The 13,463-nt window shown below is 68.0% G+C and carries 13 protein-coding genes and 1 pseudogene; 9 read left to right on the top strand and 5 right to left on the bottom strand.

All coding sequences use genetic code 11. From position 1 onward, the window contains the following. The 6 genes and pseudogenes from ABD172_RS01555 to ABD172_RS01530 all read left to right on the top strand — a co-directional run. A pseudogene (locus ABD172_RS01555) lies at positions 1-220 on the top strand (TadA family conjugal transfer-associated ATPase); the annotation flags it as partial. Continuing rightward, on the top strand, positions 217-1,014 hold the full coding sequence (locus tag ABD172_RS01550; protein WP_344306328.1) for a type II secretion system F family protein: 798 nt from the start codon (positions 217-219) through the stop codon (positions 1,012-1,014). The pseudogene ABD172_RS01555 and the gene ABD172_RS01550, both read left to right, overlap by 4 nt. After that, the gene (locus tag ABD172_RS01545) at positions 1,011-1,670 is read left to right on the top strand and encodes a type II secretion system F family protein (RefSeq protein ID WP_344306326.1); all 660 of its coding nucleotides are present in this window, start codon (positions 1,011-1,013) and stop codon (positions 1,668-1,670) included. The genes ABD172_RS01550 and ABD172_RS01545 overlap by 4 nt, the downstream gene beginning before the upstream one ends. A 153-nt stretch (positions 1,671-1,823) precedes the next feature. Then, entirely contained in the window at positions 1,824-2,087 is a 264-nt protein-coding gene (locus tag ABD172_RS01540; protein WP_344306324.1) for a DUF4244 domain-containing protein, read from the top strand. Between the two features lie 5 nt (positions 2,088-2,092). Further along, positions 2,093-2,458 carry a TadE family type IV pilus minor pilin gene (locus tag ABD172_RS01535; protein WP_344306322.1) on the top strand — a complete coding sequence of 122 codons (366 nt, stop codon included), beginning with the start codon at positions 2,093-2,095 and terminating at the stop codon, positions 2,456-2,458. Then, positions 2,455-2,820, top strand: coding sequence for an Rv3654c family TadE-like protein (locus ABD172_RS01530; protein ID WP_344306320.1), 366 nt, complete (start codon positions 2,455-2,457; stop codon positions 2,818-2,820). The genes ABD172_RS01535 and ABD172_RS01530 overlap by 4 nt, the downstream gene beginning before the upstream one ends. 22 nt (positions 2,821-2,842) lie before the next feature. On the opposite strand, the gene ABD172_RS01525 is transcribed toward ABD172_RS01530, so the two are convergent. After that, on the bottom strand, positions 2,843-5,233 hold the full coding sequence (locus ABD172_RS01525) for a DEAD/DEAH box helicase (RefSeq protein ID WP_344306318.1): 2,391 nt from the start codon (positions 5,231-5,233) through the stop codon (positions 2,843-2,845). A 4-nt stretch (positions 5,234-5,237) separates the two neighbouring features. Next, on the bottom strand, positions 5,238-6,266 hold the full coding sequence (locus ABD172_RS01520) for an alpha/beta fold hydrolase (protein ID WP_344306316.1): 1,029 nt from the start codon (positions 6,264-6,266) through the stop codon (positions 5,238-5,240). Between the two features lie 243 nt (positions 6,267-6,509). On the opposite strand from ABD172_RS01520, the gene ABD172_RS01515 reads away from it, so the two are divergent. Genes ABD172_RS01515 through ABD172_RS01505 form a run of 3 tightly spaced genes read left to right on the top strand, consistent with a single transcriptional unit; the run spans position 6,510 to position 9,662 of the window. Next, positions 6,510-7,958, top strand: coding sequence for an APC family permease (locus ABD172_RS01515; protein ID WP_344306314.1), 1,449 nt, complete (start codon positions 6,510-6,512; stop codon positions 7,956-7,958). Continuing rightward, the gene (locus ABD172_RS01510; protein WP_344306312.1) at positions 7,955-9,091 is read left to right on the top strand and encodes an acetamidase/formamidase family protein; all 1,137 of its coding nucleotides are present in this window, start codon (positions 7,955-7,957) and stop codon (positions 9,089-9,091) included. The genes ABD172_RS01515 and ABD172_RS01510 overlap by 4 nt, the downstream gene beginning before the upstream one ends. 34 nt (positions 9,092-9,125) lie before the next feature. Beyond that, positions 9,126-9,662 (top strand): ankyrin repeat domain-containing protein, encoded by a 537-nt coding sequence (locus ABD172_RS01505; protein WP_344306310.1) that lies wholly within the window; start codon positions 9,126-9,128, stop codon positions 9,660-9,662. Between the two features lie 21 nt (positions 9,663-9,683). Here ABD172_RS01505 and ABD172_RS01500 read toward each other — a convergent pair whose 3' ends face one another. The 3 genes from ABD172_RS01500 to ABD172_RS01490 all read right to left on the bottom strand — a co-directional run bounded on the left by ABD172_RS01500 (position 9,684) and on the right by ABD172_RS01490 (position 13,414). Beyond that, on the bottom strand, positions 9,684-10,718 hold the full coding sequence (locus tag ABD172_RS01500) for a hypothetical protein (protein ID WP_344306308.1): 1,035 nt from the start codon (positions 10,716-10,718) through the stop codon (positions 9,684-9,686). Positions 10,719-10,770: 52 nt separating this feature from the next. Next, positions 10,771-13,041, bottom strand: coding sequence for a hypothetical protein (locus ABD172_RS01495; RefSeq protein ID WP_344306307.1), 2,271 nt, complete (start codon positions 13,039-13,041; stop codon positions 10,771-10,773). Between the two features lie 67 nt (positions 13,042-13,108). Continuing rightward, on the bottom strand, positions 13,109-13,414 hold the full coding sequence (locus tag ABD172_RS01490; RefSeq protein ID WP_344306305.1) for a hypothetical protein: 306 nt from the start codon (positions 13,412-13,414) through the stop codon (positions 13,109-13,111). Positions 13,415-13,463 lie beyond the last annotated feature (49 nt).

The raw sequence follows: 13,463 nt of genomic DNA, 5'->3' as shown, positions 1-13,463 counted from the left end.
GAGCCGGGCGGCCGTCCGGGCGCAGGTCGCCACCGCGATCGACCTCGTCGTCCACGTCCGCCGGGTCGCCGGACGTCGCGGCATCCACGAGGTCGCCGTCCCGGATCGTTCTCCCGCGGCCGAGGAACTGCGCATGGAACCCGTGTGGGACCGGGACGCGGGCTTCCATCCCGCCGGTCTCGAACTCCTCCGCACTCTGCTGCAGGGGAAGGCGTCATGAGCGCGGGGTGGGGAACGCTCCTCGTCCTCGGTGCGCTCGTCGGCACGGCCACGTGGTTCCTCCTCCCGGCCGATGCCGGACCGCGGCTTCGGGCGCTGCTGCCCGGGACGGAGGACGCGGAAGGCGCCGGCACCGCAGGGTCTGCGGGTGCTGCCGGGAGTTCCGGTGCTGCCGGGACCGAGGGGCACCTCGGCGGGTTCGCCGGCGTGTTCCGGCGTCTGGGGCGCCTGGTGAAACGCACCTCGCAGGAGGACCTCGACGCCGCGGCCATCGCGGTCGTCGACCGGGCGGTCGAGCTGCTGCGCGTCGGGATGCCTCCGGCGACCGTGATGACGGAGCTCGCGGCGATCACCGACCGGCCGGAACTGCGCGAGGTCCTCCACCGGACCGGTCGGTCGCTCGAGCTGGGGGAGAGCCCGCACGAGGCGGTGCGGAGGCACCTCGGGAGTCTGCCCCGGTCCGTCGCCGAGGTGTTCGACGGGATGGCCGCGGTGTGGTTCGTCGCGGAGACCGCCGGGGCGCCGGCCGCGGACATGCTCCAGCGGTACGCCGGCACGTGCCGCGACAAGGCCGATGCGGCGCGCGAACGGGCGTCCCAGTTGGCCGGGCCGCAGTCGACGGTCACCGTCCTCACGTGGTTGCCGTTCATCTCCCTCGGCCTCGCGATGCTCATCGGAGCGAATCCGTTCGAGGCGTTCGGCACCGCGGTCGGTGGCGCGGCCCTCGTGACCGGGATCGGGCTACTCGTCGGGGGACGCGTCTGGATGAACCGCCTGCTGAGGAGTGCGCAATGAGCACGACACTCGTGGGGATCCTCGTGGGCGTGCTCGTCGGTGCCGCCTGGTGGTGGTTGCGCCCGGACTCCGGTGAGCGGCTCGACGGGCTCCTCGGCCGAGGCGCCGCGGGAGTCCGGGAACCGGGGCGGGAATCGACGGGTCGAGCGCCCGGCGGCGCCCGTGGTGACGGCGGTGCGTACGGGAACGGGTCGGGTGGGCGGGGTGCCGGCGGTGGGGGAGCGGTCGACCGCGAGGCCCTCGCCTTCGACCTCGAACTCGCCGCCATCTGCCTGCGCACGGGTCTGCCGACCGAACGGGCGCTCGCGCTCGCCGCCGGGACGAACGGGGACCGGAGCGGGCTGGGACGCCTCGGGAACTCCGTAGCGCTCGGGCGTCAGGCGCCGAAGGACGACGCGCTCGCCGAGGTGGCCCGTCTCATCGTGTTCTCGCGGCGGACCGGCGTGGCACTCGCACCCTTGCTGCAGGGACTCGCGGTGGACATGCGGCGGTCGGAACAACGCCGACGACAGGTCGCGGCCGCCCGGCTCGGCGTGCGATTGGTGGTGCCTCTGGGTGTGTGCATCCTGCCGGCCTTCGTCCTCATGGGGATCCTGCCGGTGGTCATCACCCTCGTCGACGACATGTCGTCCCTGTTCGGAGGGGGCGCGGGATGAGGTCCACACACTCCGCGGAGTTCGGTGCCTCCGCCTGTGGACCAGTAGGCGGGCTTCCACAGGCCACCGGTGGTGCTCGTGTCCGAGGTGCCCGGGGGCCTTCCATGGAATCGCACCACCTGCACCAGGAATCCACCGAAGAAAGGAACCGTCATGACCGCAACCATCCAGCAGGAGACCGAGACGGAGACCGTGACAACGGAGGTCGAGAACACCGTGGTGAAGGCCTCTCCCCGCGGGCGATTCGCCCTCGCCCGGCAGTGGAGGAAGGACACCGGGGCGACGACGGCGGAGTACGCGATCGTCGTGCTCGCCGCCTGTGGTTTCGGTGCCGTCCTCATCGCGATCCTCAAGAGCGATCCGATCACGAAACTCGTGACCGGAGTCATCTCCAAGGCACTCGGACTGGGCGGCTGAGAGACATGCGCACGACGGGAAGGGCGAGGAGGCTGCGGCGGGACGCGGGCGCGGCCACGGCCGAGTTCGCCATGGTGTTGCCCGCGTTCGTCCTCGTCGTCCTTCTCGTCGCGGGCGCCGGGTCCGTGGGGCTGGCCCAGCTGCACGCGTACGACGCGGCACGGGCCGGCGCCCGGGAGGCGGCGCGGGGAGAGGACCGACGCGCGATCGAGAAGGAGGCGAAGGAACGGGCCGGTGACGGATCCGCCGTCGACGTCCACCGCGAGGACGAGTACTCGACGGTGACCGTCCGGGTGCCGGTCCCGGAATCGCTGCACTTCCTCGTCGACCACGTGGAGGCGGAGGCGACGGCACGGACGGAGGGGTCGTGAGCCACCGGCGGTACGGGACACGATCGGACCGGGGTTCGGCCACTCCGCTCGCGCTGTCCCTCCTCGTCGGTGCCATGGGCCTCGTCGTGGGGCTGGGACTCGCCGCTCAGGCGTTCCTCGCCCACGCCCGGGCCGACGGCACGGCCGACCTCGCCGCGCTCGCCGCCGCGGATGCCGCGCGGGGTCTTGCTCCCGGCACTCCGTGCGAGGTCGCGGAGGAACTCGTGACGCGGGACGGAGCCGATCTCGTGGACTGCCTCGCGAACACGAGCCTCGGCACCGTCGTCGTCGAGGTGGAGGTGGACCTGCCACCACCGCTCACCGTCGTGCGGGCGACCGGGGTCGCGGGGCCTCCCGGCTGAGACCGGGGCCGGTGGGGCGCCCTCAGCCGAGGAGTCCGCGGAGTACGCGGAGGGCGGCGTCCTTGTCCAGGGGTTCGTTGCCGTTGCCGCACTTCGGCGACTGCACGCAGGACGGGCAGCCCGTGGCGCATTCGCACGCCGCGATCGCGTCACGGGTTGCTCCCTGCCACTCGTCGAAGGTCTCGAAACCCCGTTCGGCGAATCCCGCACCACCGGGCTGGCCGTCGTACACGAAGACGGTGGTCCTCCCGGTGTCGACGTGATTCGCGGTCGACACTCCACCGATGTCCCACCGGTCGCAGCCGGCGAACAACGGCAGGAGACCGATCGCGGCGTGCTCGGCGGCATGGACGGCACCCGGGACGTCGCCCTTCGCGATGTCGGCGTCCGCGAGCAGCTGCGGGGGAGCCGTCCACCACACCGCGCTCGTCCGCAGCGTCATCGCCGGCAGCTCGAGCGGGTGTTCGGCGAGCACGAGTCCGGAGCCCGCCTGGCGCATCTGGTAGGCGATCACCTGGTCGGTGACCTCGACCTCTCCGAGGAACACCTGTCCGCCCGAGGGGAGCGTCCGCGAGCGTTCGATCCCGAGGACGGAGATCTCCGTGACGGACTTCGGGCTCGTCGTGAAGTCGACGGCGGTGCGTTCGACGAGCGCGACCCGGTTCTCGAGGTCGAGTTCCTGCACCGTGAACTGTTGGCCCTGGTGGACGTACACGGCGCCCGGGTGGCTCTGCGTATGGGCGCCGGCGTCGTCGACGTACCCGAGCAGGGCACCCGTCGACCCCTCGACGATCCGCACCTGACCGCCGCCGGACCCGCGGATGTCGGTGAGGCCCGCCGCGCTCTCGTGCTTCGCCCAGTACCACCCGTTCGGCCGGGCCCGGAGCATCCGGGCCTCGACGAGCTGGGCGAGCACCCCGGGAGCGCGCTCGCCGAAGGCGGGGAGATCGTCCCGGGTGAGCGGCACCTCGGCGGCGGCCGCGCACAGATGGCCGGCGAGGACATAGGGATTCCCGGGATCGATGACCCCGCCGTCGATCGGTGCGCCGAAGATCGCCTCGGGGTGGTGGACGACGTAGGTGTCGAGCGGATTGTCACGGGCGATGAGAACGGCCGCCCACTCGCGTCCGGCGCGGCCCGCCCGGCCGGCCTGCTGCCACAGGGAGGCGAGCGTCCCCGGCCAGCCGGCCATGACGACGACGTCGAGTCCCGAGATGTCGATCCCGACCTCGAGCGCGTTCGTCGAGGCCACCGCTCGTAATCGACCGTTGCGGAGGGCTCCCTCGAGGAGCCGGCGTTCCTCCGGCAGATAACCCCCGCGATAGGCGGCGACGGTCCGGGTGAGCGTCGGGTCCGTGCGGGCGACCTCGTTGCGCACGGCTTCTGCGAGGGCCTCGGACCCACGCCGGGAGGCGATGAACGCGATCGCGCGTTTGTCCGCGAGTGTGATCTCCGTGAGCACGTGTCCGGCCTCGGAGATCGAACTCGTCCGTTTCTTCGCTCCGGCCGGGAGCGCGGTCGGTTCCTCGTCGGCGCCGACCCGCGAATCCGCCCAGGGATCGGCGTAGGAATCGAAGAGGCTCTCGGCCTCGATCGAGTTGCGGTCGGGCAGGAGAGGAGGCTCCCACAGGAGGAAGTCACCGGCGGCCCGTGGTGAGGCGTCGTCGGTGATCGCGGTGCACGGGCGTCCGGTGAGACGGGCGAACGCCTCGGCGGGATCGGCCATCGTCGCGGAGGCACCGATGATCACGGGGTCGGCACCGTAGTACCGCGCGATGCGCACGAGCCTGCGGAGGACGAGCGCGACATGGGAACCGAAGACCCCGCGATACCGGTGTGCCTCGTCGACGACGATGTACCGCAGCGTCCGGAACCACCGCCCGAACCGCGTGTGGCCCGGCAACAGCGCGCGGTGGAGCATATCGGGGTTCGTGAAGACGACGTTCGCGTGCGAGCGGGCCCAGTCCCGGTCCGCCTGCGAGGTGTCGCCGTCGTACGTGCCCGGGCGGAGCCCCTTGAGCACGAGCGACCGGAGCTTCTCGAACTGGTCGTAGGCGAGGGCCTTCGTCGGCGAGATGTACAGCGTCGTCGCCTGTTCGCGGGGGATCGCCTCCCGGGTCCGGACGACGGAGTCGAGGACGGGCATGAGATACCCGAGGCTCTTGCCCGAGGCCGTCCCCGTCGCGATGACGGTGTCGGCACCGGCACGGGCGGAATCCGCCGCTGCCACCTGATGCGTCCACGGCTGCTCGACCCCGAGCGAGGTCCATGCGTCGACGACCTCCGGGTGGAGCCAGTCCGGCCAGGGGCTGTGCACGCCCTGTCGCGCCGGGAAGTGCTCGATGTGGGTGACCCGGTCGTTCCGACGGCCGAACCCGGTGACGAGATCGACGAGGAAGGGATGACCGGACATGGACCTATTTTCCCACGCGCTCCGGGCTGCTGCTCGTCCCGCCACCACGGGCGTCCGGCACAGCGCGAAGGAACTCCGTGACGGCCTGCACGTATGCTTCCGGCTGTTCGAGATGGACGCAGTGCGTGCCGCCCTCGAACACCGCCGAGGCGCCCCGCTCTCCCGGCGCCCGGTCGGTGAAGCCGCGCAGGGTCTTCGGGGAGACCTCGTCCCGGGTCCCGCACAGGGCGAGAACCGGGACATCGACCGAGTCGAGGATCCGCGCGCTGTCCGCATCGACGAGGGCCCCGGTCGGTGTGAACTCGTTGGGGCCCCAGAGTGCTTCGTACACCTCGGTGCCGAGGTCGTTCATCGTGTGTACGAGTTCTTCCGGCCACGGATCGAGAGCACAGAAGTACTCCCGGTAGTAGGCGTCCTCGCCCGCGGCCGCCTCGGCGTCGGACCGCGGCGCGTCGATGAGCGCTCGCACGTCCGCTGGGAGGGAATCGATGTTCGCGCGGGCGTCCTGCAACCACAGATCCGTGTGGAGGAGCGGGGAACCGAGGACGAGACCGCGGATGTGCGCCGGGGAACCCGCTGCTCCGGCCGCACTGCCTGCTGCCCCGGCCGCACTGCCTGCCTTCCGGCGTTCCGCGTACAGGCGATACGTCTCGAGCGCGAGCATGCCGCCCCAGGAGTGGCCGTACAGCACGCATTCCGTGAGTCCCGCCTGTGCGATCACCGCGAGGACGTCGGCGGCGAGGGAGTCGACGGTCACCGGTTCTTCTCCGTTCGCCGGCGAACGGCCGCACCCGATCTGGTCGAACACGAGGACGGGATGACCTGCCGTCACGAGGGGCTCGACGAGCGGTTCGAGGTAGTACGCGGGCATACCGGGACCACCGTGGAGGAGGACGACGGGCGTTCCGGTTGCCTCCGTGTCGGTGGAGGGCCGGGCGAGTTGCCACCACAGGGAGCCCGTGGGGCGGGCGAGGTGCCCATGGTTCCGGGCGATGTCTTCCTGACCAGCAGGAACAGGAGGAAGTGGGGACACGGGGAGGTTCCTTCCGATGAGTGCTCCGAGGGGGGGATTCCCGAAGGGACGGACGACCGTGGGACACGCGCCGCTCACCTGGCACGTTACGTCCCGTTCACGGAAACGGGTGTATACCGGATGACCGGACGGCTGTGACCCGGTCGTCACCGTTGTCCCATTGTGTCCCCTCGACACGGAGACCTCGGCACCACCCCCACACCGGAAACACCACCCCCTACACCGGAAAGAAGGCCCCTCCCCATGGCCACAGCCACGCAACCCGTCGGCAGCGCCGGCGCCGCAGGAGGCACTGCCCCCGGCGACGTGCCCGGCACCCACCTCACGGGGCGCCTCGGCGTCTTCTCCCTCATCTTCATCGTCGTGGCGGCGGCCGCACCGCTCACCGTCATCGGCGGCAACGTCGCGCTCACGGTCGCGTCCGGGAACGGTGTCGGCGCCCCGACCGGGTTCCTCATCATCGCGATCGTCCTCTTCCTCTTCTCCGTCGGATACGTGACGATGACCCCGCACGTGAAGGAACCGGGTGCGTACTACGCGTACATCCGGCAGGCGTTCGGGCAGCACGCGGGCACCTCCGCGGCGTTCCTCGCCTTCGTCACGTACACGGCCCTCGGGATCGGCATCTACGGGTTCTTCGGCGGGTCGACCGCCGCGTTCGTCGAGTCCTTCGGCGGTCCGGCGCTCCCGTGGTGGCTGTACGCGGTCATCGCGTGGATCGTCGTCACGGTCCTCGGCTGCTTCTCGATCGACTTCTCCTCGAAGCTCCTCGGCGTCCTCATGCTCTTCGAGATCGGCATCGTTCTCGTGCTCGATGCCGCCGTGCTGTTCAAGGGCGGTGCGGAGGGCATCACCTTCTCGACGTTCGCGCCTGAGCACGTGTTCCAGCCGACGATCGGAGTGGCGATCCTCTTCGCCCTCACCGGGTGCATCGGTTTCGAAGCGACCGCGGTCTTCCGCGACGAGGCGAAGAACCCCGACCGGACGATCCCGCGAGCCACGTACGGTGCGGTGCTCCTCATCGGTATCTACTACGCGGTGTCCTCGTGGCTCCTCGTGCTCGCCTGGGGACCGAGTCGTGCCGTCGAGGAGGCGACGAACAACTCCGGCGGGTTCATGCTCGACGCGATGCAGATGTACGCGGGCACGACGATGCGCCACATCATGGACGTCTTCCTCGTCACGAGCCTCTTCGCGTGCGTGCTGTCCCTCCACAACATCGCCACCCGGTACCAGTTCACCCTCGCCTCCGAGAAGTACCTGCCGGCGATCTTCACCCGCGTCCACCCGAGGTTCGGTTCGCCGTGGACGTCCTCGCTCGGCCAGTCCGCGATCGCACTCGTCGGCATCATCGTTTTCGCATTCCTCGACGTGGACCCGCTCGTGAATATCTTCGGTGCGATGGCCGGCGTCGCCACGACCGGGTTCCTCATCCTCCTCATCACGACCTCCCTCTCCGCATGGTGGTTCTTCCGCGGGAACCCGGGCCTGGAGAAGAATGTGTGGAAGTCCCGGATCCTGCCGCTCGTCGCGGCACTCCTGCTGCTCGCATGCCTCGCGATCGCCTATGCGAACTTCGGGCTCATCACCGCCGCCCCCGCCGCCGTGAGCCTCGTGCTCGCGCTCGTACCGCTCGCGACCGTCGTGTTCGGCTTCTGGTTCTCCTCCCGCGCGCAGAAAGGCCTCCGATGACCACTGATCGTCCCGATCCCACACAGTCCACCGCCGAGGCGCCGCGCGGCTCGGCACCGACCGGCGGGGCCGCCGAGGCGCCGGCCGGGCAGTCCGGTGGGGCGCCTCGGGTGCGGTACGAGGTGCCGTGGGACGCGGATCCCGCGTCGCTCGTGTACACCTTCGGTGGGGCCGCGCCGGTGATGACCCTGCAGCCGGGCACCGTTCTCGAGAGCGGATCGTTCGACTGCTACGGCAACCGGCTGAATGAGCCGGGGCAGTTGCCGAGCGAGGTCATCGATTCCCGGTATCTCAACCCCCAGACGGGCCCCTTCGAGATCGCCGGCGCGCAACCGGGGGACACCCTCGCGGTGCACTTCCACAGCATCGAGCCGCACGCCGACTACGGGGTGAGCGCGTCGATCCCGTTCTTCGGGGCGCTCACCTCGACGCCGGACACCGCGACCCTGCAGGACCCGCTGCCGGAGAAGTCCTGGTACTACCGGATCGATGCGGAGTCCGGGGTCGTGCACTACGCGGCCGTGGATTCGAAGGCGACGACGCCGCTGCCGCTCGATCCCATGCACGGCACGGTCGGCGTGGCGCCGCCGCTCGGCGAGGTGCGTAGTTCGTTGGCACCCGGCAGTTGGGGCGGGAACATGGACACCCCGGAGATGCGTGCCGGTGTGACCGCGTACTTCGGTGTGAATGTGCCCGGGGCGATGTTCAGCTTCGGGGACGGGCACGCCCGCCAGGGCGAGGGAGAATCCTGCGGGACCGCGGTCGAGACTGCGATGGACACCGTGCTGTCGGTCGACCTCGTGCCCGGGGCGGCGACGCCGTGGCCGCGCCTCGAAAGCGATGAGTACGTCATGACGACCGGTTCGGCGAAGCCGATGGAGGACGCGTTCCGGGTGGCCCACACGGAGATGGTGCGGTGGGTCGCGGAACTCACGGGGCTCAGCGTCATGGACGCGTACCAGTTCGTCTCGCAGACCTCGGAGACGCCCATCGCGCAGGCGTGCGACACCGTCTACACGGTGGTGTGCAAGGTGCGGAAGGAGTACCTCGACGCGGTCGCCGCCTCGAACGGGATGCCGTCACCGGTCGCACCCTACGGCGGGATCCATGCCCGGATGCGGGAGTTCGTGTGAGGGGAGCGGGGGCGGGTCGGCAGAGGAGTCGACGGTGCCCAGCGTAGTTTTCACCGCGAGGAACGGAACGTACGAAGAATTCCTGTCGGTCTACGATCCCGCGACGCAGGACGTGACAAAGTTGCTTTTCAAGGCGTCGGCTCATCGCAATGCGGTCGACCGGGCAAAGATCATGCACCGGCTCCTCGATGACGGGGCGGATCCGTCCGCGGAGGACGAGTTCGGCTCCACTCTCCTGGGTGTTCTCGAGGTCGAACACGATCCAGCGGCGGATGGGCGACTTCTGGAGCGTCTCATCGCGGATGGTGCGAACGTGAATGCACTCGGGCGCAAGGGTGACAGACCCATCGATCTCGTCCGGCGTATGTCCGGGGTCAAGGATGAGGACAGGACCCCGTATTACAAGGTGCTGTTCGAGGCGGACGGCCTCGATCTCGATCTGCCGGAGAACTCGCGCGATCCGGAAGGGCCCACGTACCGGGAGAGCTTTACGGACAGCGAGGAGAAGGACCGGTTCCCGGTGATGCACAGGTACTTCTCCGAGTGGGAGCGGCAGCACCCGCCTGTGTGAGGACGGTGCTCGCCCCGGATCTCAGTTCTCGATGTCTTCAGCAGCGTAGAGCTCGAGTTCGTGCCGGAGGTTCTTACCGCTGCGGGGCGGAAGCGGTGAGCCGGGAGCCTTCACCTTGACCGACGTCCGAAGGTAGGTCCATGTGTGGTGCGGGTATCCGGCAAGCCCGTGTTCGCTCACTCGTTGGACATACGGGTATGCGTCCTTCGGCGTGGATGCGCGTACGGGTTTCATCTGTTCGGGGTCGACGACGTAGATACGTCCTCCGCCGAGAGCAACGAAGGTTGCTGCGATGGCGCGGGCGACGCGAACGAGGTCGAGGTTCTCGACGTCGGCTGTGAGGGACTGGGTGTCGGGATACCTGTGAAGCAGCCATTGCTCGATCCGGTCGAGTGATTCGTGGGTGTTGTCGAGAGGGGCGATCTCCGGATATGTGGTCTCGAGTGCGGCGAGCTCCGCAGTTTGCTCGGAAAGGAACGTGCGAAGGGTCGGATTGGCGTGGGTGGGGTCGGGCAATGCCATGGCACGCCACCCGGAGGTCAGCTCGATGGGTCCGGTTCCTCCGAAGCTCTCGAGCACTGCGGTGGCGAGTTCGCGGAAGTAGGTTCCGGTTCGGGTTCCTGCCGCTCCGAGGAGGGTTGTGTAGATGTTGAGGGTACCGCCGGTGTCGAAGGACTCGGAGGAGTTCACGCGGATGAAGGGCAGGCCGGCGCCTTGGGCATCGGTTTCCCAGAGTTCTTCCCATTCCCAGTGGCCGCCGCTGGTACGGAGGATCGTTTCGCCGAGGTAGCGGAAGACGTCGAAGAAGAACGTGGTCGTTGCCGGGTCTTCGAGGTCGGATGGGGAGGTGATTCGTTCGAGAAACAGTCGTTCGACGACGTCGAGGGAGTCGATCGAGTAACGGCGGGCGTTGGTGCCGGCGAGCGCTTCGTCGGCGAAGGCCTCTGTGCGTTCGGCGAGAGTGTCCTCGAACGCCCAGAAGTGTCGTTCGGCGGCCTGCCGCGTGGGCTTGCGGCGGACGGCGATGAGGTCGGTGAGGTCTGGTGTGCCGGTCACGGGGATCCTCCTTGGGGCACGTACGGGGCGTGAATGAGTCAATCACACAGCGCTACGAGAACGTCGTGTTCGTCACTTGGTAACCGATTCCTGCGTCCAGGAGCTTCTTCTTGACGTTAGGGCCGGGATCATTGGCGAACACATATGTGATGTCCCAGCCATCGGCCGCGAGCGCTTGGTCCTTGTCCCACTGGGAAACGCCGTCCTTGTTCTTCTTGGTCTTGAGCAGATCCTCTGGCCGGTTTCCTGATTTCAGTTCGTACGCGATTTTGTCTTCGACATTGACGGCATCGAAGTAACGCTTGTCCTTCGCATCGTAGCCAGTCGGATTGTCCTGACCTTTTCCAGGTGCCACGGGGACTCCGCCGTCCTTCGTCCCTTCGACCGGTTTCGTCCAGTTGGAACTCGGATCGTTTAAACGGAACGTGTCCTCGTTGGCGTCGCGCCACTGTTGTTCGAACTCGCCGCCCTTCTTGTTGTCGATGAACTTCTTGTCGTACCCGGAGGCGAAGGAGTCGTAGTCGAATTTTCCGGCTCCGCTCTTCCGGCTCGCCGCCAAGGCGGAAGCGGCGAAGTGCTCTGCCGAACCGTACGGGTAGTCCTTCGGGTTGGCCGTGACATTCTTCGAGGCCCATTCGAGGACGTCATCACCGTCCGAAGCGTCGAATTCGACGTCCGCAGCAGACTTCCATGGTTTGTCGATCGAAATAGAACTGCCCGGCGAATTCGTTCCGGGGCGTGGCCCGATGGGCGCGTCGTATTGGGGAGGCATATGACCGTAGTGCTTGCTCGTGTCGATCGCGAGATCGTCTGCGCTCTTGCCGGCAGCCCGCGAGACATCGGCAGCATTCTCGGCGACCTCGCGAGCTGCCCGCATGGAAGTCAGGGCCTCTGCGCCCTTGATCCCTTTCGCTGCTGTGGAGCCCCAACCGACGAACGGGATCATTCCCGCGTAGGAGAGACCGGCGTTCACGAAGTCGCCCTCCGCCGTGTAGATGAGCCCGTTGAGGCCGTCGAACAGTTCGCCGACCACGGGAACTAGCCCAAGGACGTCGAGCGCTGTGTGAACCCAGGCCATCGGGCCGGAGTTCTCCTTCTCGGCTTCCTCTGCTGCTTTCTCCATCTCCTCGGCGATGGTGTCGAGCCGTCCGGAGATGCGTTGTGCGGTATCGAAGTCCGGCGCGTCCGGCCCGATCGCCGCGCCGAGGGAGGCCTGCAATGCCGCTCCCTCGTCGTTCCAGTCGCGGACGAGGAGGTACTCGAGGAGGTTCCTGGTGGTGGCGGTCCGGCTCTCCTCCTTGACGTAGCCGTAGCCGTCCTCGACCTCCTCGACGGTCCGGAACATGTACATGCCGTCGTGCCGGATTGCATCGGGATCGAAAAGCTTCTGTGCGAGTTCGGGATTCTTCGAGACCTGCACGAGAGCGCCGGCCATCGGATCGTGGAATTCCTCGCCGTTCGGAAGGGTGAAACCCGGCCACGACTCCGACCCCTTGCCGACGAATTGCTCGCTCGCATAGGTGTCGTACACCGTCTCTTCGACGGTCTGCGGCGACCAGATCCCGAAGGTCATGAGCCACCCGAGTTCGGAGGAGAACGCCCGCTCCTCGTACTTGCCCGGCGACCGCTCGGCAACCGCGCCGGGGCCGAACTGTTGGGTCCAGGCGATCCGCTGCTCGTTCGACCACGAGAACGACGAGTTGCCGATCGAGATCCCTAGGTGTTCGGCGATCGCTCCGTACGCTTCTGCAAATTTCTTGTCGTCGTCGCTCGGTTGTACCTCGTACTCGACATCCGTGCCGATGTCCCGCGCTGTTTCGTGGGTTCGGTCGTGGTATTCGTCGCCCATCAGTTCGATGAACCGGCCCAGGTCCTCGGGCGAGATCGTCTTCGCCAGATGCTCGTCGAAGTACGGGTCTCCGGTGTGGTTCTCGAGCTCGCGCAGGATCTCCGGTGGGATCTCACTGTGGTCGTCGGACTCGAGGTACTCCGCGATCTTGTCCGCGACCTCATCGGCGGACTCGCGCGCCTCGTGCGGAGAGGCGGTCGGGAGGTCGGCCTCGTCGATCGTGATCTCCGTCTGGATTCCGGGTGTCGACCGTTCGATCTGCTGGGCGAGCGCGAGGCGTCTGCGGAGTCCCGGCAGTACCTCGTCGATCCACTCGGCCGTGCGATCCGCGGAGTCGGTGAACTCGCTGCTCAGCAGGTACTCACTCGTCTTCCCCGAGAGCCACTGGACATCTCCGCGGATGTCCTCCTTCGCGGTCTTCAGACCCGCGATGAGGTCCTCCATCTCCGCGAGGCCGATGGCAGCCAGACCCATCAGTGTTCACCTGCCGTGCGGGTGTACGGACGAGCCGGTGCACGCGGATCCGTCGCCGCGCTGAGGATCAGCTCGGCCATGTCGCCCTCCACGTCCCCTTGTCCACCTCGGGCTCCGAGCTCTGGGTATTGATCTCCGTGGTGAATTCCTCGACCGCCATCGACGCGGAGATGCCGAGCTGTTCGATGCGGCCATCCAGTTCCAACCCGAAATCATCGGACTCGCCACCGATCCATGCGCCTGCCGCGAGAGCGTTCTTCGCGCTCTTCAGGCGTCCTTCGAGGTCGCCGGCTCGGGTCTCCACGCCAGGCTTCGTGTCGCGGAGGGATGCCAAGTACTCGTTCGGGACCTTGTCGTCGTCACCGGAACACACAGTCGCTCCTCGGTCGGGCCGTCAAGAGGCAGAGGTGGGCCTGTGGGCC

This window comes from Brevibacterium samyangense (assembly GCF_039529845.1).
In the GTDB taxonomy this organism is placed as follows: Bacteria; Actinomycetota; Actinomycetes; order Actinomycetales; family Brevibacteriaceae; genus Brevibacterium; species Brevibacterium samyangense.
Note: the sequence above shows the minus strand (reverse complement) of the source record. Positions and strands in the feature narration are given on the sequence as shown.